Origin of the sequence: Leucobacter sp. G161, assembly GCF_001482305.1 — a bacterium.
Classification (GTDB): domain Bacteria; phylum Actinomycetota; class Actinomycetes; order Actinomycetales; family Microbacteriaceae; genus Leucobacter.
Genome location: NZ_LOHP01000060.1, coordinates 13,551 through 33,278 on the forward strand (window position 1 = coordinate 13,551; position 19,728 = coordinate 33,278).

Below are 19,728 nucleotides of genomic sequence, written 5' to 3' on the forward strand. Positions count from 1 at the left end.
CACGCCGGGCAGTTCGGCGGGCGCCCAGCGCGGAGGATCAGCACACACGCTCACCCATGATGCATCGCCCGCGGTGCGACGTTACGGAGCTGTCGACGACGGCACTCCTCGGAGAAGGGACAGTGCAGTGCAAGAGACAGTCGACCAGCACGAACTGGAAAGCCGCATTGTGAAGCTGCTCGCTGAGGAAGACCTCAAGGAGCTCGGCCACACGGTGCAGGACGTCGCTCCCGAGGACATCGTGCTCATCATTGAGCGGCTGACCGCGAAGCAGCGGGCGATCGTGTTCCGTTTGCTGCACAAGGACGAAGCGCTCGAGGTCTTTGAGGCGCTCGATCCTTCCGTGCAGAGTGATCTCGTCCGAAGTCTCCGCGATACCGAGGTTGCCGAGATCTTCGAGGGGCTCGATCCAGATGACCGCGTGTGGCTCCTCGACGAGTTGCCTGCGACCCTCACCCCGAAGTTGCTCCACGGCCTCTCCGAACGCGAACGCCGACTGACCTCGGTTGTACTGGGCTACCCACAAGCCTCAGTCGGCCGGCGCATGACGCCGGAGTACGTCACGACCCGCATGGACTACACCGTGGCGGACACGATGGCGCGGCTCCGCGACCGGATCGAGGACGCGGAGACGATCTATCTCCTTCCCGTGCTGGACGACGCGCGTCGCGTCGCCGGGGTGGTGAGCTTGCGCGATCTCATCGCTGCCGAGCCTGAGACGATCATCGCCTCGATCATGAACGAGGCGCAGAGCGTCCAGGCGAGCGACGACGCCGAGCGCGCTGCGCGTAAGCTCACCGAGGCCGGTTTCGTGGCGATCCCGGTCGTCGACCGCGAGCGCAGGCTTGTCGGCCTCCTCACCTTTGACGACGCGATGCGGATCATCGAGCACGAGGAGAGCGAAGACTCCGCGCGACAGGGCGGCGTGGAACCCCTGCGCCGGCCGTACTTCGCGACTCCCATCATGCAGCTTGTCCGCTCTCGGGTGGTGTGGCTGCTCGTGCTCGCTGTCGGCGCGACCCTCACGGTGCAGGTGCTTGACGTCTTCGAGGACACACTTGCGCAGGTGACGGTGCTCGCACTGTTCGTACCGTTGCTCATCGGCACAGGTGGCAACACTGGCAACCAGGCTGCGACGACCGTCACCCGCGCGCTCGCACTCGGGGACGTCCGGGCGCGTGATATTGCGCGTGTGTTGGGCCGTGAGGCGCGCGTCGGGCTCATGCTCGGCCTGTTGCTTGGCACGCTTGGCTTCGGCATTGCGGGCCTCGTCTACAGCTGGGAGATCGGCGCAGTGATCGGGCTCACGCTGGTAGCAATCTGTACGGTCGCGGCAACCATCGGGGGCATCATGCCGCTCATCGCCCGCTGGGTGAAGGTCGACCCCGCTGTCTTCTCCAACCCGTTCATCTCAACGTTTGTCGATGCGAGCGGCCTCATCATTTACTTCCTCATTGCCCGAGCCATCCTCGGGCTCTAAGCACCGCCAGCGACGAGGTCTCGCAGCCGAGCGCGCACCGCGCGATGGCTGTCTGCAGGAGATTCCTGTTGCCCGCCAGTCGGCTGACCGGTCCATCGCACCCAGCCGTGCCGCCAGGTCGTCACGCCCAGGTCGGCGATGAGCTCGAGCTCGTTCATCGGCTGCCCAGGCATGAGCTCGGCGAGGCGATCACGCAGCACATCCGCAATGTCGCGATCCTGAGCGACGGCGTACGATCGGATCGCTGGGTCTCCCGCGATGAGGGCCTGGATCCGGCGATGCTCGGCCAGGTCGGGCTGCGCGTCCTCCGCGAGCACCGCATCGCCAACGGCTTCAATCGCTGCGAGTGCGTCCGCGGGGCTGCTGACCCGCAGCGGATGGGCCTGGACCGCTTCGTAGTAGCGGGTGTGGCCCGCGAGCACCGCGTCCTCCTTGTTGCGGAAGTAGCGAAAAAACGTGCGTCGTGACACGGCGGCTGCGGCAGCGACCTCGGATACCGTCACGGCCGAGCAGCCTCGAGACTCCGCCAGCTCGAGCGCGGCAAGGTGAATGCGCTGACGGGTCTCGCGCAGATGGCGCTCGCGCACCCCGGTCTCGCATGCCAAGGCTCCGGTACCTGCGTCTCTGGACACACTCTTCCCTTCATCGAGCGCCATCACCACTGCGAGGCGCTTCCCCGGTTCGACGATACCGGGAGAAGAACCGAATTACGAAATACTGGCACTGTGTGCCACAATCTACTGTTGGCCAAATGTCGCCGACCGGAAAGCGATTACCCCACGTGACTTCTCCCCAGACCGGCAGCATCCCCGTGCCGCCCCCCGCAAGCGATCAGCCCGAAGAGCCGAGCACCCGGACCATTACGGCGGTTATTGCGATCCTCGCGATTTCTGCGTTTGTCATGATCCTGAACGAGACCGTGCTGAGTGTTGCCCTGCCACCCCTCATGGCTGAGTTCGGCGTTGGCGCCACGACGATCCAGTGGCTCACCACCGGCTTCCTGCTCACCATGGCAGTGGTGATTCCCACCACGGGCTACATGCTCAGTCGCTTCTCAGTCCGCACACTCTTCATCGCGGCGCTCGTCCTGTTCCTCATTGGCACCGCCATCGCAGCGATCGCGCCGAACTTTGGGGTCATGCTTGCAGCCAGAGTGATTCAGGCCGGCGGCACCGCGATCATCATGCCACTGCTCATGACCACGACGCTCACCCTCGTGCGGCCGCAGTATCGCGGCACCGTGATGGGGCTGAACTCCATCGTCATCTCAGTCGGGCCAGCAATCGGCCCCACCCTGTCGGGCGTCGTTATCGAGGCGCTGAGCTGGCGGTGGGTCTTCGGCCTCATGGTCCCCGTTGCGATGATCGCTCTCGTAATCGGACTGTTCCTCATGCCCAAGTTGGGTGGCGGCACACGTGTGCGGCTCGATCTGCCCTCGGTCGCGCTCTCGGTGCTTGGCTTTGGCGGCGTGATCACCGCGGTTTCCTCGGCCTCGGAACTTGCTCACGGTTCACTCGTGCCGCCGGCGGCGCTTGCCATCGGCGTTGTGTCGCTGGTGATCTTCACGCTGCGTCAGAAGAAGCTCCAGGCGGCCGGTGATGCAGCGCTGCTCGATCTCTGGCCGTTCAAGGAACGAAACTTCAGCCTGTCCGTGACAATCCTCACGATCGCCTTCGGCGTGATGCTTGGCTCCGTCGTCGTGTTGCCGATCTACGCCCAGTCGGGGCTCGGGCTCACCGTGCTAGCGACCGGATTGATCATGCTGCCTGGCGGCATCACGCAGGGCGTTCTCTCACCCGTTGTCGGGCGTCTCTACGACTTGCTTGGGCCGAAACTGCTGGTGATTCCAGGCGTACTCATCCTCTGTGGAGCGCAGTGGTGGCTGAGTACAATCTCGGCGGACACAACCACGGGGCAGCTCATCGCGATGCACGTGACCTTCTCGGTTGGCATGGCGCTCGTGCAGACTCCGATGATGACCCATGCCATGAGCTCGCTCCCGTTGCCGCTCTATGGGCACGGCAGCGCGATCCTCAACACCCTGCAGCAGCTTGCTGGCGCGGCGGGCACGGCCGCCCTGATCGGAGCGCTCGCCATCGGTGCAGCGTGGGCGGGCACCGGAGATGCCGCGGCCCAGGTAGCTGGGGCAAAGCTGGCATTCGCGGTCGGTGGGGCCATCATGGTGGTGGCGGTCGTGTGCGCCCCGTTCCTCACCAAGATTCCTCGTCGGTAGCGCGTACCGCTAGTTACTGAGGCGATGGTAGGCGAGCACACCACGCACGGCTTCGGTGAAGCGCTCGCGGGCGACGACTGCGCCCTCGCGACGCATCCCGCCGTGCGTGACTCGGAGGATCCGCTCGGGCGAAACGAAGCTCTCTCGGCCTTGGGAATCCCACGCTCCGCTCCCGATGGAGATAAAGTCGCGGTGGAATTTCGAGCTGACGTAGCAGCCGAAGACGGTCGTGGCGTCGATCCGCCCGATGATCAGCACGGGTCGGTCTTTGCCGCGGCCGTCGTTCTCAACGTACGGCACCCAGGTCCAGACGATCTCGCCCGGATCGGGGTCGCCGTCCATGCTCGGCGCGTATTCGAGTTTCGCACCGCGCAGTTCACTCGCCGCGACGTCGCGCGTCGCCCCCTCGCCAAACTGGCCAGGGCTTGATTCGTACCCGCGGTCGCCGCCCGAGGACTGCGACCCGGCTGTGGGCCGCGCGGAGTCGACGCGTGGGCCGCCGGGCCTGGGGCCAACCTTCGGCTTGAGCGTTGCCGTCGGCCCCTGCGCCCGCGGCGGCGCTTGTGCCCCGCCCCGCTTGTCGAGCCCAAGGATCGACCGAAGCGCGACGCCGATCTGATACCAAATGCTGTTGTTGGCCACGGCTACCCGATTTCGTGCGAGGTGAGCGCATTCAGTCGTGATTGGCAGCGCTGATACTTCTTCCGGTAGCCGCCGTCGATCATCCCGCCACCGAAGATCTCGGTGAGCGGCAACCCAGTGGACCGGATCGGAATCTGCGCGTCGTAGACGCGGTCAATGAACGCAACGAATCGGAGGGCCGCCGACTGGTCAGTGAGCTCGTGCACACCTCGCAGGCCGATGGTCTGCACGCCCTCGAGCAGCCCGATGTAGCTCGACGGGTGCACCGTCGCAAGGTGAGCGATGAGCTCGTCAAAGCCGTCGTCGGTCATGCGCAGACCGGAAGCAGCGACGTCGGCAAGTGCGAACTGGTACTCCTCATCGGACAGGGCGACTGCCTCGCCCTGCAGATCGCGCTGGCGGTAGTCCACGCCGTCGATGCGGATCGTCGTGAACCGGTCGGACATCGCCTGAATCTCGCGCATGAAGTCAGCGGCGGCGAAGCGGCCCTCGCCGAGCGCGTTCGGTGGCGTGTTCGACGTCGCGACGAACTTCGAGCCGGTCTTCGTCAGATCCCCGATGAGGCGTGTCATGAGCATCGTGTCGCCCGGGTCGTCGAGCTCAAACTCGTCAATGCAAATAAGCTTCGCGCCCTGCAGCACGCTCACTGCGCCCGCGTATCCAAGCGCCCCAACGAGCGCGGTGTACTCGATGAACGTACCGAAGTACTTCCGGCCCTGCTGTGCGTGCCACGCTGCTGCGAGCAGGTGGGTCTTGCCAACTCCAAAGCCGCCGTCGAGATAGACGCCCGGCTTCGAGGCTGCAGCGGGGGCCGCTTCGGCTTTCTTACGGCCGAAGCCGAAGAAGCCGCCGCTCTTGCCGTTGCCGTTGCCGCGCGGTGACACGAAGGCCCGCAGCAAGTCGCGGGCTTGGGCCTGCGAATCATAGTTCTCATCGGGCACGTACGAGTCGAAGCTTGCGTTCGCGAACTGGGGCGGGGGCACGAGGGTCGCAACGAGTTCGGTGCCCGAGATCCGCGGATTGCGGTCGACAAGGCTCGCGAAACTGTGCGTTTGGGTAGCAGACATCCGCTCTAGTCTAATGCCCTCGCCAGCCCGGCTGAGGGAGTGCCGACACGAAGGTGAGCACGGTCTGTTCCCAGCGCTCAGGGTCGGCGTTCCACAGTCGCACATGCCCGCCCTCCGGGATGCTCACCAGCTGCACGAGATCGGGCTGTTCGGCTGCGATGACCTGCGAACCGTGCCACGGTACGAAGCGGTCGTTCGGGCTCGCGAGGACAAGCACAGGGACGTCGATCCCCTGCGCGAGGACCTCTGGCCGGAGGTCCTCGAAATCGACGCCCTCAGCTTCGCCCGAAGCAACGACACCGCGTGCGAGCAGCTCCATGCCGACGTCGGCGATGAGGCGCGGCAAGCCCGCCTGCCGCGCTTTGTCGCGGAGGATCCCTGGCCAGTCTGCGCCGGGCGACTCGAGAATCACGCCGTCGATGATGTCCCGGTGTGTGCCGCGCGCCAGACTGATGAGGCTCGCAGTGCCACCCATCGACCAGCCCATGAGTGTGACGCGTTCCGCACCGCGAGCCCGGGCAGCAGCGATCGCGGCATCGACGTCGCGGCTCTCGGAAATTCCCATGCCGTAACGGCCGTTGAGGCCGGCTGGCTGGCCGAGGTCGTTGCGATACTGGATGATCATGCTCGTCACGCCTGCGCGTGCGAACGGCTCTATGCCGCGGAAGGTTTCAGCGGGTGATGCCCCGCGACCGTGGACGTGGATCGCCCAGCGCTTCTTGCGTTTCCGCTTGGGATGCACGATCCAGGCGTCCATCGGGCCGTGCTCAGACTCGTATGTCGTCTGTTCGACGCGGTACCCAAGCTCCTCGGGTGACGTGTACCACCAGCCGACCATGCGGCCGGAGGCGCCAGGCACGAGTTCGCCGCTGTCGACGCCCACAACGGCGCGCAACACGTCTCGTCCGTTGCGGCCGATCACCGGCCCGAGACGGGCATGGCCCGTCGGGATCGCGCCGGTGCCTCCCCCAGGCGTGGCGCCAGGGGGATCAAAGAGCAACGAGTGCTGACCGCGGGCGCCCGATCCCTCGCCGCTGATCCACACGAGCGGCGTCTCCCCTGGCACCACGCGGCGTACCTGCACTGGGCGTTCGAGCCCTCGATCCACAGTGACCGAGAGCCGCGCCAGCATCGCGGCAAGTCCGGCGGAGATAGCCACCGCCCCGACCGCGACTCCGACAGCAGTAGCCCCCGCCACAGCGAGTGCCTGTCTCGTTTTCATCCCGACTCCGTTCGAGGGTGCGCGTATATTTCGGCTGGCCCGGCGTGGCAGCACGTCAGGGCACAACGGAAACTCTAGTCTTCGGATGTGTCCACACCGCCCACGGCGCTCCCCGCCGAATTTGCTAGCGCAGCCGAAGAGCTTCGCGGCGCAACGCTGCGTAGTGACCTCGCAGTGCGCGAAATTGCCCCGCCCGACCGCATCGCACCGCACTCCATCGCGTTTGCTGCGGGGGTGCGTGAGGCGACCGGCCCCGATCCGGAGTCGGTGCTCGACTCCCCCGCCGGCGCCGGTCGATTCGTGTTGATGCACGACCCAAACTCAGCTGACGAGTGGGGTGGTGACTTCCGCATCGTCTGCTACGCGCAAGCGCCGCTCGAGCTCGAGATCGGTGTCGATCCGTTCATCTCTGACGTCGCCTGGTCGTGGCTTGTCGACGCACTCGAATCGCGCGAGGCAACCTACAGCTATATCTCTGGCACCGCCACCAAGGTGCTGTCGAGCAGCTTCGGGGCGTTAGAAGCGCGCGGTGACGGTGCGCAGATCGAACTGCGGGCCTCGTGGACCCCGCTCGGCGGCAGCTTCGCCGCCCATGCCGAAGCTTGGTCAGAATTGTTGTGCTTGCTCGCAGGCTTGCCGCAGCAGGAGGGTGTCGCATCATTAACCCAACAGCGAGTCCGCGCGCAGCGCAGCGCGGTGACCTCATGAGCCCGGACAGCTGGACGCTCGTTACGGACGACGCGGGGCTCGCACAGGCGAGCGCCCTCATCGCCGCGGGTGACGGCCCGTTCGGCGTCGACACCGAGCGTGCCTCAGGCTTTACGTACAGCAACCGCGCCTACCTCGTTCAGGTGTTCCGGCGTGGCTCAGGCACCTTCCTCTTCGACCCCGTCGACATCACCGATTTCTCGCCGCTCGCGGCGGCACTCACCGGCGACGAATGGGTGCTGCACGCCGCTGATCAGGATCTTCCGAGCCTCGCGGAGATCGGACTCATCCCAGCACGGCTATTTGACACCGAACTCGGTTCGCGTCTACTCGGACTTGATCGAGTCGGGCTCGGCTCGGTGACCGCGGAGCTGCTCGACGTTGAGCTCGCGAAGGCGCACTCCGCGGCAGACTGGTCGACGAGGCCACTGCCCGAGCCGTGGCTCGAATACGCGGCCCTCGACGTAGCGTTGCTGCCTGATCTGCGTGACGCTGTCGCTGCGCGTCTGCTTGAGGCGGGCAAGCTCGATTTCGCCGAACAGGAGTTCGAGGCCGTGCGCGTGCGCCCGCCGAAGCCCAAGGCGCTTGAGCCGTGGCGCAAGCTGTCCGGCGGGAACCGAATGAAGGCCCCGCGGCAGCTCGCGATGCTGCGGGAGCTGTGGATTGCCCGCGACGAGCTCGCGCAGGAACTCGATGTCGCGCCAGGCCGACTCCTGCCGGACTCGTCGATCGTTGCGGCAGTGACCGCGAACCCGCGTTCGGCTGGTTCCCTCGCATCGATGAAGACATTCCGCGGCCGAGCGAGCCGCACTGAGCTCGACCGTTGGTGGCGCGCGATCCTGCGCGGGAAAACCACGGAGGATCTCCCCGGGCCAAAGAAGCGCGAGCCGGGCACGATCCCGAGCCATCGCGGTTGGTCGCAGCGCCATCCCGAGGCCGCGGATCGCCTTGCCGAGCTGCGCGCTGTGGTCACCGCGGAGGCGGAGCGGCAGCATATGCCTCCTGAGAACCTCATCGCCCCGGCGCTCGTGCGCGAGCTCGCGTGGCAGCCACCCGCAGATCCCTCTCCCGAGGGCGTCGCGAATCGGCTCGCGGACCTCGGCGCCCGGCCGTGGCAGCTTGCACTTGTTGCACCAATTCTCTCAGTCGTTTTTGTAGACTAACGCCAAGTTTTTGGAAACCTCGCGCCCCGCAGCGCGCGATCCGCGCACCCGAACTGCGCTCCCAAGGCTGACTTCGTAGGATGAGAGCATCCAACACACCACATGATGGAGGCGAAGTGGCCACAATGAGAGAAGTCGTATTCGTAGACGGGGTACGAACCCCATTCGGACGCGCCGGAGAAAAGGGCATGTACGCGGGAACCCGCGCCGATGACCTCGCCGTTAAGGCGCTCCAGGGACTTGTCGAGCGAAACCCAGAGGTTCCGCTTGACCGGATCGACGATGTTGGCATCGCAGCAACGACGCAGCAGGGTGACCAGGGGCTTACGCTCGGGCGCTCCGTTGCCATCCTTGCGGGCCTCCCGAACACCGTGCCGGGCTTCGCGCTCGACCGAATGTGCGCGGGAGCTATGACCACCGCATCGTTTATGGGCGCAGCAATTGGCGCGGGCCAGTACGACCTCGCGGTCGCCGGCGGCGTCGAGCACATGGGCAGGCACCCGATCGGTGAGGGCGCGGATCCCAACCCGCGCTTCGTCGCCGAGAAGATGGTGAGCCCCGACGCACTGAACATGGGCATGACGGCGGAGCGGCTCCACGATCGCTTCCCGCAGCTCACCAAGGAGCGCTCGGACCGATTCGGCATGCTCAGCCAGCAGAAGGTGCAGGCTGCATACGATCGCGGCGACATCCAGCCGGATCTCGTTCCGGTCGCGGTGCAGTCCGCGGCAGGCTGGGGCCTCGCTACAGAGGACGAGGGTCGTCGACCCGAGACCACGCTTGAGGGCCTCGCGACGCTGAAGACCCCATTCCGCCCGCACGGCCGCGTCACCGCCGGCACTGCATCCCCGCTCACCGACGGCGCAACGATGTCGCTGCTCGCCGGGGGCGACACCGCGAAGGAGCTCGGCCTGAAGCCGAAGATGCGCCTCGTCTCGTTCGCCTTCGCTGGCGTCGAGCCAGAGGTCATGGGCCTGGGCCCGGTCCCCTCGACGGAGAAGGCTTTGAAGAAGGCCGGTCTCTCGATCGCTGACATCGGGCTCTTCGAGCTCAATGAGGCGTTCGCCGTGCAGGTGCTGTCGCTGCTTGATCACTTCGACATTGCTGACGATGATCCCCGCGTCAACATGTGGGGCGGCGCCATCGCGGTCGGGCACCCGCTCGCGGCGACTGGCGTTCGCCTGATGATCCAGCTTGCTCGCCAGTTCGAGCAGCGCCCCGACGTGCGCTACGGCGTCACTGCAATGTGCGTTGGTCTCGGCCAGGGCGGCACCCAGATCTGGGAGAACCCCCACTACAACGGCAAGAAGGGTAAGTAACCGATATGACTGACTACTCGAAGATCGACTTCTCGCCGATCGTAAGCGCTTCCGACGACGAGGTTGTTACCGAGTCCTTCGTTCGCGACGTGAAGCTCCCCTCTGGCGGCACACTCGCGCTCATCACGCTCGACAACGGGCGCGACTACACGCGCCCGAACACCTTCGGGCCGCGCACCCTGCAAGGCCTCGGCGAGGTGCTGGATGCGCTCACGCAGCGCGCAGCAGCTGGCGAGATCCAGGCCGTAGCGGTGACCGGGAAACAGTTCATCTTTGGTGCAGGCGCAGACCTCTCAAAGGTGTCGACGCTTGCCACCGCTGAAAACGCACGCCTGATGGCACAGGCGGGGCACTTTGTGCTCGGCAAGTTCGGCAAGATCGGCGTTCCCTCGTTTGCGTTCGTGAACGGCCTCGCGCTCGGTGGCGCACTGGAGATCGCACTGAACTGCGATTACCGCACGCTCGACTCGTCGACCGCAGCGATCGCCTTCCCCGAGGTCTTCCTCGGCATCATCCCCGGCTGGGGTGGCGCGACACTGCTCCCGAACCTCATCGGCATCGAGAACGCGCTGAAGGTGATCGTCTCGAACCCGCTGCAGAACAACCGGATGCTCAAGCCCGAGCAGGCATACGAACTTGGTATCTTCGACACGATGTTCGGCGCGGCGAGCTTCCTCGAGCAGTCCATTGCCTGGGCCGACAGCGTCCTCACGGGCAAGACGAAGGTCGAGCGCCCGAACGAGCCAGGCAAGATCGAGCGCATGACGAAGTGGCCCATCGCGATCAAGGTCGCACGGGACACCGTAAAGTCACGGCTCGGCACTGCAGCGAAGTCGCCGTACGCGGCGATCGATCTGCTCGCCGCCGCAAAGGACAACGACATCGAGGCTGGCTTCGCCCGTGAGGATGAGGCGCTCGCCGAACTCATCTCCGGCGATCAGTTCGCTGCGTCGATCTACGCATTCGACCTCGTCCAGAAGCGCGCCAAGCGTCCGGCCGGCGCACCCGACAAGGCGCTCGCAAAGCGCGTGCAGAAGGTCGGCATTATCGGCGCGGGCCTCATGGCAAGCCAGTTCGCCCTCCTGTTTGCGCGCAAACTGCGCGTGCCCGTCGTCATCACTGATCTCGACCAGGGACGCGTTGACAAGGGCGTCGCCTACATTCACGGCGAGATCGACAAGATGCACGAGAAGGGCCGTCTGTCGACGGACGACGCGAACCAGGTTAAGGGGCTCGTGACCGGCACCACCGACAAGTCGCTCTTTGCTGATTGCGACTGGGTCATCGAGGCCGTGTTTGAGGAGCTCACGGTGAAGCAGCAGGTCTTCGCAGAGATCGAGCAGATCGTCTCCCCCGAGGCGATCCTCGCAACGAACACCTCCTCGCTGTCCGTCGAACAGATTGGGTCGAAGCTTGCGAACCCCGAACGGCTCGTTGGCTTCCACTTCTTCAACCCGGTCGCGGTTATGCCGCTGCTCGAGGTCGTGAAGAGCCCTGCAACGAGCGACGAGGCGCTCTCGACCGCGATGATCATCGCGAAGCAACTCGGCAAGAGTGCCATCATCACGGCAGATCGTCCGGGCTTCGTCGTGAACCGCCTGCTCGCGAAGGTCATGGGCGAGGCTGCGCGCGCGCTCGACGAGGGCACTCCGCTGCCCGTTGTCGAGCAGTCGCTGGCTCCCATCGGCATCCCGATGGGTCCGTTCGAGCTCATTGACCTGGTGGGATGGAAGGTCGCCGCCCACGTGCAGGACACGATGGTGGCCGCGTTCCCCGAGCGCTTCTACGCGTCACCGAACATGCACGCCATGTCGGAGCTCGAGGAGCCGCTCGTGAAGAACAAGATCGGCAAGGTCGAGGACCTCTCGAAGGCAGCAAAGAAGGCCCTCAAGTTTGGCAAGACCCCGGTCGCGCCAGAGGAGATCCTGCGCCGCGTCGAGGACGAACTCGCCAACGAGATCAAGATCATGCTCGACGAGGGTGTTGTCCACGCCGCCGAGGATATCGACCTTGGTCTCATCCTGGGTGCCGGCTGGCCGTTCCAGGCAGGCGGCGCGACACCGTACCTGGACCGCGTCGGCGCATCCGAGCGTGTCTTCGGCGGAACGTTCCACGATCCCCGGATCGCTGCGAAGAGCTAGTCCCTCTCGCTGAAACCACGAAACGCCCTGCAGCCTCTCACACGAAAGGCTGCAGGGCGTTTTACGTGACGGCTGGCGTTATTCGGGACGTGCAGTCGGTACGCGCTCTCCCCGCACCTGCTCAGCAACCTCCGCTGCGATCTGAGGTGCGGTCAGCCCCGCGTCCTCGAGCAGCTCTTCGCGCGTGGCGTGCTCGAGGAACTCATAGGGCGTGCCGAGCTCGCTGACGCCGGTGTCAACGCCGGCCTCGCGCATTTCTTGCCTGATCGTCGTGCCGACACCACCAACCCGAAGGCCGTCCTCGATACTCACAACAAGCCTGTGCGTTGCAGCGAGTGCGACCACGGACTTCGCGACGGGAATGACCCAGCGTGGATCGACCACTGTCGCGGTTATCCCCTGCTCGGCTAGCAGCGCAGCCGCTTCGAGCGCGATGCGGGTCATGGGGCCGACTGCAACGAACAGGACGTCCTCGTGCACGTCAACGGCACCGCCTGCCGGTTGCGATGTTGCCGCTCCGGCGTGGAGCACGTCCACCCCGTCCGCCGTGCGCCACAGCTGAGGAAGCGGCTCCCCCACGGCGCCCTTCGGATACCGGATCGCAGTGGGTGCATTATCGACAAGGACGGCCTCGCCAAGCGTTTCGCGGAGCGTCGCCTCGTCGCGAGGCGCGGCAATTCGGATGCCGGGAACGATCTGCAACATGGCCAGATCCCAAACCCCGTTGTGACTCGCACCGTCTGGGCCCGTAATGCCCGCACGGTCGAGCACGAGGGTGACGCCCGCGTTGTGCAGCGCGACGTCCATAAGGAGCTGATCGAAGGCACGGTTCATGAAGGTCGCGTAGATCGCGACGACGGGGTGGAGGCCGCCGTATGCGAGCCCGGCGGCGGTAGTGACCGCATGCTGCTCCGCGATCCCGACGTCGTAGACCCGCTGCGGGAACGCCTCAGCAAAGCCGTCGAGTCCTGTCGGGCGGAGCATGGCCCCGGTGATTCCGACGAGCTTCGGGTGTGTGTGCGCGAGCGCAACGATTTCCTCCCGGAAGACTGACGTCCAACTGCGCTCAGAAGACTTCGACAGCGGGACTCCGCTCCCGGGATCGATCTGACCGATCGCGTGGAACTGATCCGCCTCGTCATTGACCGCAGGGGCGTAGCCGCGCCCCTTCTCGGTGATGACGTGCACGAGCGCTGGGCGACCGTACCCCTTTGCCTGCTTGAGTGCGGTTTCAACCGCAGCCAAGTCGTGCCCATCGACGGGGCCAACGTACTTAATGTCAAGGTTGGCATAGAGGTCTTGGTTGCCCGAAGCGCGGCTCACGAAGCCACGGAGCGCGCCTCGCGCGGCACGGTAGACCGTGCGCCCGGCGGTGCCGAAGTTGTTAAAGAGACGCTCGCTGCCCTCCTGCAGGTCGCGATAGCCTCCCGTGACGCGCACACCGTTGAGGAAGCGGGCCATGCCGCCGATCGTCGGAGCGTACGAGCGCCCGTTGTCGTTCATGACAATGATGAGGTTACGGTCGTTGTCGTCCGTGATGTTGTTGAGCGCTTCCCACGTCATCCCGCCGGTGAGGGCACCGTCACCGACAACGGCAACAACGTGCCTGTCTTGCTTGCCCGTAGCGCTAAAAGCACGGGAGATACCGTCTGCCCAGCTCAGCGAGCTGGAGGCGTGCGAACTCTCGACGACGTCGTGCTCACTTTCCGAGCGCTGTGGGTAGCCGGCGAGACCACCGCGCTTTCGGAGGTCGGTGAAGTCTTTACGCCCGGTGAGGAGCTTGTGCACGTAGCTCTGATGACCCGTGTCCCAGACGATCGGGTCGTTGGGTGACTCGAACACGCGGTGAAGCGCGATCGTCAGCTCGACGACGCCAAGGTTCGGGCCCAAATGCCCGCCCGTCTTCGACACCTCGGCGATCAGGAACTCACGGATATCAGCCGCGAGCTCAACGCATTCCTCGAGGCTTAGCGCGTCGAGATCGCGCGGTCCAGTAATTCGCTCAAGCACCTCCCTAGTCTACTGAAGAAAGCGAAGACCCCCTCCGCTTCCCGAGTGTTCGCGGGAAGCGGAGGGGGTCTCTAGGCAGACGCCGGGCGTGTGCTACTTCGCGAGCGAGCGAAGCACGTACTGCAGGATGCCACCGTTGCGGTAGTAATCTGCCTCACCCGGGGTGTCGATACGCACCACGGCATCGAAGGTGACGACGCTGCCGTCCTCCTTCGTAGCCTTGACCGCGACGGTCTTCGGCGTGACGCCCTCGTTGAGCTGTGCGACACCTGAGATGTCGAACGTCTCGGTGCCGTCGAGGCCGAGCGAGTCAGCGCTCTTGCCGACGGGGAACTGCAGCGGCAGCACACCCATACCGATGAGGTTCGAGCGGTGGATCCGCTCGAAGCTCTCGGTGATGACTGCCTTCACACCGAGCAGGCTCGTGCCCTTGGCTGCCCAGTCACGCGACGAACCTGAGCCGTACTCCTTGCCGCCGAGCACGACGAGCGGGGTACCGGCTGCCTGGTAGTTCTGCGACGCGTCGTAGATGTACGACTTCGGGCCGCCCTCCTGGGTGAAGTCGCGGGTGAAGCCACCCTCGACGTTGTCCAGGAGCTGGTTGCGCAGACGAATGTTCGCGAACGTACCGCGGATCATGACCTCGTGGTTACCGCGGCGTGAGCCGTAGGTGTTGAAGTCACGGACAGCGATGCCGTTCTCAACGAGGTACTGACCTGCGGGGGTCTCGGCGCGGAAGCTGCCAGCAGGGCTGATGTGGTCGGTCGTGACCGAATCGCCAAGCTTTGCGAGTACGCGCGCGCCAGTAATGTCCTCGACGGGAGCGGGAGTAACCTGCATGCCGTCGAAGTAGGGAGCCTTGCGCACGTAGGTCGACTTCTCGTCCCAGGCGAAGGTGTTGCCCTCGGGCGTCGGAAGCGACGTCCAGTGCTCGTCACCGTCGAAGACCGTTGCGTACTTCTCGCGGAACATATCCGAGTCGATCGAGGCGTCAGCAATCTTCTGCACCTCGGTCGGATCGGGCCAGATGTCGCGGAGGAACACGTCGTTGCCCTCGGAATCCTCGCCGAGCGACTCGGTGTCGAAGTCGAAGTCCATCGTGCCGGCAAGCGAGTACGCAACGACGAGCGGGGGGCTCGCGAGGTAGTTCATCTTGATGTCCGGGTTGATGCGACCCTCGAAGTTACGGTTACCCGAGAGCACAGCGGTCACTGCGAGGTCGTGGTCATTGACCGCGGTCGAGATCTCGTCGTTCAGCGGGCCGGAGTTACCGATGCAGGTCATGCAGCCGTAGCCAACCAGGTAGAAGCCGAGTGCTTCGAGGTCGGTGTTCAGGCCCGACTTCTCGTAATAGTCGGTAACAACCTTGGAGCCCGGCGCGAGCGTGGTCTTGACCCACGGCTTTGCCTTGAGACCCTTGGCGACCGCGTTGCGTGCGAGCACGCCTGCCGCGAGCATCACCGAGGGGTTCGAGGTGTTCGTGCACGACGTGATCGACGCGAGCGTGACTGCGCCGTGATCGATCTCGAACTCGCGCCCCTGATCGTCCTTCACCTTGGCGGGATTCGATGCCTCGGTGTAGTTCTTCAGGTCGACCTCGAACTGCTCCTTGGCGGAGGTGAGCTCGATACGATCCTGCGGGCGCTTGGGCCCAGCGATCGACGACACCACGGTGCTGAGATCGAGCTCAAGGTACTCCGAGAAGACGGGCTCGACGCTGGGGTCGTGCCACATGCCCTGGGCCTGCGTGTAGGCCTTGACAAGCTCGACCTGCTCCTCGGTGCGGCCGGTGAGGCGCATGTAGTCGAGGGTGACCTCGTCGACGGGGAACATTGCAGCGGTCGAGCCGAACTCGGGGCTCATGTTGCCGATGGTTGCACGGTTCGCGAGCGGCACTGAGCCGACACCCTCACCGTAGAACTCAACAAACTTGCCGACAACGCCGTGCTGGCGGAGCAGCTGGGTGATCGTGAGTACGACGTCCGTAGCTGTGACGCCAGCGGGGATCTTGCCGGAAAGCTTGAAGCCGACGACGCGCGGGATCAGCATTGAGATGGGCTGGCCGAGCATGGCAGCCTCTGCCTCGATACCGCCGACGCCCCAGCCGAGCACGCCAAGACCGTTCTGCATGGTCGTGTGCGAGTCGGTACCGACCGAGGTGTCCGGGTACGCCTGAGTAACGCCGTCAACCTCGCGCGTGAACGTCACGCGAGCGAGGTGCTCGATGTTCACCTGGTGCACGATGCCGGTCCCCGGGGGGACAACCTTGAAGTCGTCAAATGCGCCCTGGCCCCAGCGGAGGAACTGGTAGCGCTCCCCGTTACGCTCGTACTCCATGGCGACGTTCTTCGCGAACGCCTCCTTGTTGCCGTACGAGTCCGAGATCACCGAGTGGTCGATGACGAGCTCTGCCGGCGCGAGCGGGTTGATCTTTGCGGGGTCGCCGCCAAGATCGGTGACGGCCTCGCGCATGGTAGCGAGGTCGACGATGCAGGGCACGCCGGTGAAGTCCTGCATGATGACGCGCGCCGGGCTGAACTGGATCTCGGTGTCAGGCTCAGCTGCAGGATCCCAGTTGCCAAGCGCCTCGATGTGCTTGGTTGTAACGTTTGCGCCGTCTTCAGTGCGGAGCAGGTTCTCGAGCAGCACTTTCAGGCTGTACGGGAGCCGCTCGCTTCCAGCGACTTCTGAAATCTTGAAGATTTCGTAGTTCTTGTCTCCGACTGCAAGCGTGTCGCGTGAGCCGAAGCTGTTGATCGATGCCATGAGGTCCCTCCAAAGTCTCTCGATGTCAAGATAAATCCTACACCCTCACGGCGTTCGCCGCTGTCACCCGGACGGGGTGTTCTCCCCCGAGATTACGCCCTTTTTGCCTGGCGAATCATCTGATGAAGATTGCAGACGGCGCACGACGAACCATGTCACAACGATGATCACTGCGAAGAGTGGCACCCCCATCACGATCCGGGCCACCCCGAGCGCCTCGACGCGTTCCGCCAAATACATCGGAAGCTGCACGGCGAGGCGCGCAACGAAGAGGCCGAGCCACATGACGGTGAGCCAGAGTGCTGTTCGCCGAACCTTCGGACTCTTCCGCCAACCACGCATGTCGCCGTTGAGCATGCCGATCAAGAGGCCCACAGCAGGCCAGCCAACGAGGATAGAGATGAGGAGCCCGGCTCCCCACGCGATGTTGACGATGAACCCGGAGAGAAAGTAGTCAACGCCGCGCCCGGTGATGAGCGTGATGATGACGGCAATGCCAACGCCCAACACTCCTGAAAGCGCCGAAACGATGGTCTCGCGCTGCACAAGCCGCATGATGACGAGCAGCAGAGCAAGACCACCGGGAACGAGCGCGGACAGCCGCGCATCCTTCGTGATGACGAACAGGACGACGAAGAGCAGACTGGGAACGACGGCTTCCATGACGCCGCGGACACCGCCGATCGCGTTGAAAACGCTGGCCGCAGAGAGATCCTCCCCCTCGGCACCCGCCCGAACAGCGCGAGCAATCCCGCCGTTGAGTGCCGCGAGACGCGGGTGAGGCGCACCCTCAGGCTGCTCGGGAGCGTGCTGCTCGTCGGCTGGCTCGTCGGGGCGCACGGTACTCACGCCTCGGTCACGCCTGGGTTCTGCGCTCCCGGCTGCACGCCAGCCGGAACTTTCAGCGGCAAGAGGTCGCCGGGAGGCATGGGCAGGTCGCCGCGCACAACGACGATCTCGCGGAAGAGCTCAATGAGCTGTTCGCGCGCGGCCGCGTCGACCGCGGCCTTCCCCATGAGGATCCCGCGCAGGATCCAGCGGGGGCCGTCCACGCCAATGAACCGTGCTGCGCGCGTGCCACCGCCCTGTTCCGCTGGCACAGGCGTTGCCGTCACGATCTCCTGACCGAGCACTCCGGCTTCTTCACTCACCTCGGCGCCTTGCGACGCGAGCTGGGTCGTGAGATCACGCCGGATCTGGTTCCACATGCCGCTGGACTTCGGTGCGGAGAACGCCTGCACCTGGAGCAGCGATTCCGCATATTCGAGGGACACCGCGACCACGCGCTGGGCCCGTTCGTCAACCTCCAGGCGCATCTGCAGCCCCTCACGCGGGGCGATCTTGATGCCCCCGAGGTCGACGTATGGGCGCATCGCGGGCACCTCAGCGAAGTCGAATGGGCCCGCCGTCTCGCGATCCGCGGGGGCAGACTTCGCCGTGTCCACGGGCTCTGCGCTCTCCGCCGATTCTGCCGACGGGGTTTCGTTCAGCTCTTGCTCGCTCATGTTCCTAGTCTCCTTGATTCTTGCGCTGCGGGCGACTCAGGCCGCGCCGCTGACTCCGGTCGAACCGAATCCTGCTGCACCGCGAACGCTGTCGCTCGGCAATTCCTCAACGGGCACAAATACTGCTCGGCTCACCGGCATGACAATGAGCTGAGCGATGCGATCGCCGACCCGCACCTCGAAGGGCTCCGCAAGGTCGGTGTTCAGGAGCGTGATCTTGATCTCACCGCGGTAGCCAGCGTCGATGGTGCCCGGTGAGTTCACGACGGTGATCCCCCGCTTTGCGGCGAGGCCACTGCGCGGCACAACGAAGGCCGCATAGCCCTCGGGCAGGGCTATCGCTACACCGGTGCCAATGAGCGCACGGTGCCCGGGTGCAATCGTCAGCGCCTCGGCAGCGCAGAGATCTGCTCCCGCGTCGTCGGCATGGGCGTATTGCGGCATCTGCTCCGCAACGATGGGTACACGTACTACGTCAGTCACCAGCACAGGCTATCGGATGAGAACACGAACGCGCGCGGACTCGCGAGGCGGGAAGCAAGTGGCGATTCACACAGCTTCCCCCGCCGATCCGCGAGATAATAGGGGCATGACCGCACAGACTACGGCAGTTCGCTATCGCGAGCGCCTACTTCCCGGGTTCGGATTCTTCGGCGCCTGGCTGCTTCTCATCCCTGCGACGGCACTCATCATGATGCCCATCAACAAGCAGGCTGCGATCCCCGTGGCGATCGGCATGTATCTGCTCGTCGCGCTCATCTTCGTAGCGCTCAGCCCGGTGGTCGAGGTGCGAGACGGAACGCTGCGTGCCGGTCGGGCGAGCATTCCAGTCGATTTGGTCGGCGACATCACGCCGTTGGGTTCAGACGCGCTCCGGGACGCTATTGGCCCCGGAGCTGACGCCCGAAACTACATGGTGGTGCGTGGGTGGATCCATCGCGGGCTCAAACTCGAAATCACTGATGTGGACGATCGGACCCCGCACTGGATCGTGACGAGCCGAAAGCCTCTTGCGCTCGCAGAAGCACTGAAGGCCGGCGCGTAGGCCTGGTTAGGCGTCGCACTCCACGCAGATGGGGCCGAGGTCGGTGTCGCGTGAACGCTGCGAACGGTGTCGCACCAGGAAGCAGCTCACGCATGTGAACTCATCCGCCTGCTGCGGGAGTACGACGACGTCTAGCTCGACATCCGAGAGGTCAGAGCCGCCGAGATCAAAACTCGGGTTGTCTGCATCCTCGGAGTCAAGTGACGACGTGCCCTTAGAGGGGCCACGCTCTTTGAGCGCTTCAATCGACTCGGCTGTTTCGTCGTCATTCTTACGAGGGGCGTCGTAATCGGTTGCCATGTTTCTCCTGCATTTCGTCGCGGCTGGCTTGGGGAGCGGCCATAGTCTGCCCGATAGATCGTTCGAACGCAAACCAATCTTGCTGAGAGCGGACAGCAATCCTGATTATCCGCCCACTCGCCAGTCT

General features: G+C 64.8%; 17 protein-coding genes. 7 read left to right on the top strand and 10 right to left on the bottom strand.

What is annotated here, in order from left to right; genetic code table 11:
• Nucleotides 1–127: 127 nt before the first annotated feature.
• Nucleotides 128–1,480, top strand: coding sequence for a magnesium transporter (mgtE, locus tag AUL38_RS07610; protein ID WP_059060732.1), 1,353 nt, complete (start codon nt 128–130; stop codon nt 1,478–1,480).
• Here mgtE and AUL38_RS07615 read toward each other — a convergent pair.
• A complete protein-coding gene (locus tag AUL38_RS07615; RefSeq protein WP_161937420.1) occupies nt 1,477–2,112 on the bottom strand; it encodes a TetR/AcrR family transcriptional regulator in 636 nt (211 codons plus the stop codon). The genes mgtE and AUL38_RS07615 overlap by 4 nt on opposite strands.
• A gap of 149 nt (nt 2,113–2,261) precedes the next feature.
• On the opposite strand from AUL38_RS07615, the gene AUL38_RS07620 reads away from it, so the two are divergent.
• Nucleotides 2,262–3,713, top strand: coding sequence for an MDR family MFS transporter (locus AUL38_RS07620; RefSeq protein ID WP_235590649.1), 1,452 nt, complete (start codon nt 2,262–2,264; stop codon nt 3,711–3,713).
• Between the two features lie 9 nt (nt 3,714–3,722).
• Here the strand turns inward: AUL38_RS07620 and AUL38_RS07625 are convergent, their stop codons facing one another.
• Genes AUL38_RS07625 through AUL38_RS07635 form a run of 3 tightly spaced genes read right to left on the bottom strand, consistent with a single transcriptional unit; the run spans nt 3,723 to nt 6,644 of the window.
• Nucleotides 3,723–4,355 (bottom strand): type II toxin-antitoxin system PemK/MazF family toxin, encoded by a 633-nt coding sequence (locus AUL38_RS07625; protein ID WP_153006515.1) that lies wholly within the window; start codon nt 4,353–4,355, stop codon nt 3,723–3,725.
• Between the two features lie 2 nt (nt 4,356–4,357).
• Nucleotides 4,358–5,422 carry a cell division protein ZapE gene (zapE, locus tag AUL38_RS07630; protein ID WP_059060735.1) on the bottom strand — a complete coding sequence of 355 codons (1,065 nt, stop codon included), beginning with the start codon at nt 5,420–5,422 and terminating at the stop codon, nt 4,358–4,360.
• A gap of 10 nt (nt 5,423–5,432) precedes the next feature.
• Nucleotides 5,433–6,644 carry a S9 family peptidase gene (locus tag AUL38_RS07635; protein ID WP_059060737.1) on the bottom strand — a complete coding sequence of 404 codons (1,212 nt, stop codon included), beginning with the start codon at nt 6,642–6,644 and terminating at the stop codon, nt 5,433–5,435.
• A gap of 87 nt (nt 6,645–6,731) precedes the next feature.
• Here AUL38_RS07635 and AUL38_RS07640 point away from each other — a divergent pair, with 87 nt between their 5' ends.
• The 4 genes from AUL38_RS07640 (at nt 6,732) to AUL38_RS07655 (ending at nt 11,975) form a co-directional block, all read left to right on the top strand.
• Entirely contained in the window at nt 6,732–7,352 is a 621-nt protein-coding gene (locus tag AUL38_RS07640; protein WP_059060739.1) for a DUF3000 domain-containing protein, read from the top strand.
• Nucleotides 7,349–8,515, top strand: a complete 1,167-nt coding sequence (locus AUL38_RS07645; protein ID WP_059060741.1) for an HRDC domain-containing protein — start codon at nt 7,349–7,351, stop codon at nt 8,513–8,515. The genes AUL38_RS07640 and AUL38_RS07645 overlap by 4 nt, the downstream gene beginning before the upstream one ends.
• Before the next feature lie 125 nt (nt 8,516–8,640).
• Entirely contained in the window at nt 8,641–9,834 is a 1,194-nt protein-coding gene (locus tag AUL38_RS07650; protein ID WP_369795299.1) for an acetyl-CoA C-acyltransferase, read from the top strand.
• Between the two features lie 5 nt (nt 9,835–9,839).
• Complete coding sequence (locus AUL38_RS07655; RefSeq protein ID WP_059060755.1) at nt 9,840–11,975, top strand: 3-hydroxyacyl-CoA dehydrogenase NAD-binding domain-containing protein; 2,136 nt, start codon at nt 9,840–9,842, stop codon at nt 11,973–11,975.
• A 78-nt stretch (nt 11,976–12,053) separates the two neighbouring features.
• Here the strand turns inward: AUL38_RS07655 and dxs are convergent, their stop codons facing one another.
• The 5 genes from dxs to dut all read right to left on the bottom strand — a co-directional run bounded on the left by dxs (nt 12,054) and on the right by dut (nt 18,739).
• Nucleotides 12,054–13,985, bottom strand: a complete 1,932-nt coding sequence (gene dxs, locus AUL38_RS07660; RefSeq protein WP_059060756.1) for a 1-deoxy-D-xylulose-5-phosphate synthase — start codon at nt 13,983–13,985, stop codon at nt 12,054–12,056.
• A gap of 93 nt (nt 13,986–14,078) precedes the next feature.
• Nucleotides 14,079–16,751, bottom strand: coding sequence for an aconitate hydratase AcnA (gene acnA, locus AUL38_RS07665; protein ID WP_059060758.1), 2,673 nt, complete (start codon nt 16,749–16,751; stop codon nt 14,079–14,081).
• 63 nt (nt 16,752–16,814) lie between these two features.
• Nucleotides 16,815–17,600: a DUF3159 domain-containing protein gene (locus tag AUL38_RS07670; protein WP_059060761.1), complete on the bottom strand. Its 786-nt coding sequence runs from the start codon at nt 17,598–17,600 to the stop codon at nt 16,815–16,817.
• Nucleotides 17,597–18,256 carry a DUF3710 domain-containing protein gene (locus tag AUL38_RS07675; protein WP_059060763.1) on the bottom strand — a complete coding sequence of 220 codons (660 nt, stop codon included), beginning with the start codon at nt 18,254–18,256 and terminating at the stop codon, nt 17,597–17,599. The genes AUL38_RS07670 and AUL38_RS07675 overlap by 4 nt, the downstream gene beginning before the upstream one ends.
• Before the next feature lie 36 nt (nt 18,257–18,292).
• Nucleotides 18,293–18,739: a dUTP diphosphatase gene (gene dut, locus AUL38_RS07680; RefSeq protein ID WP_201023711.1), complete on the bottom strand. Its 447-nt coding sequence runs from the start codon at nt 18,737–18,739 to the stop codon at nt 18,293–18,295.
• A gap of 106 nt (nt 18,740–18,845) precedes the next feature.
• On the opposite strand from dut, the gene AUL38_RS07685 reads away from it, so the two are divergent.
• Nucleotides 18,846–19,301, top strand: coding sequence for a DUF3093 domain-containing protein (locus AUL38_RS07685; protein WP_059060768.1), 456 nt, complete (start codon nt 18,846–18,848; stop codon nt 19,299–19,301).
• A 6-nt stretch (nt 19,302–19,307) separates the two neighbouring features.
• Here the strand turns inward: AUL38_RS07685 and AUL38_RS07690 are convergent, their stop codons facing one another.
• Nucleotides 19,308–19,601: a DUF4193 domain-containing protein gene (locus AUL38_RS07690; RefSeq protein WP_059060770.1), complete on the bottom strand. Its 294-nt coding sequence runs from the start codon at nt 19,599–19,601 to the stop codon at nt 19,308–19,310.
• Nucleotides 19,602–19,728 lie beyond the last annotated feature (127 nt).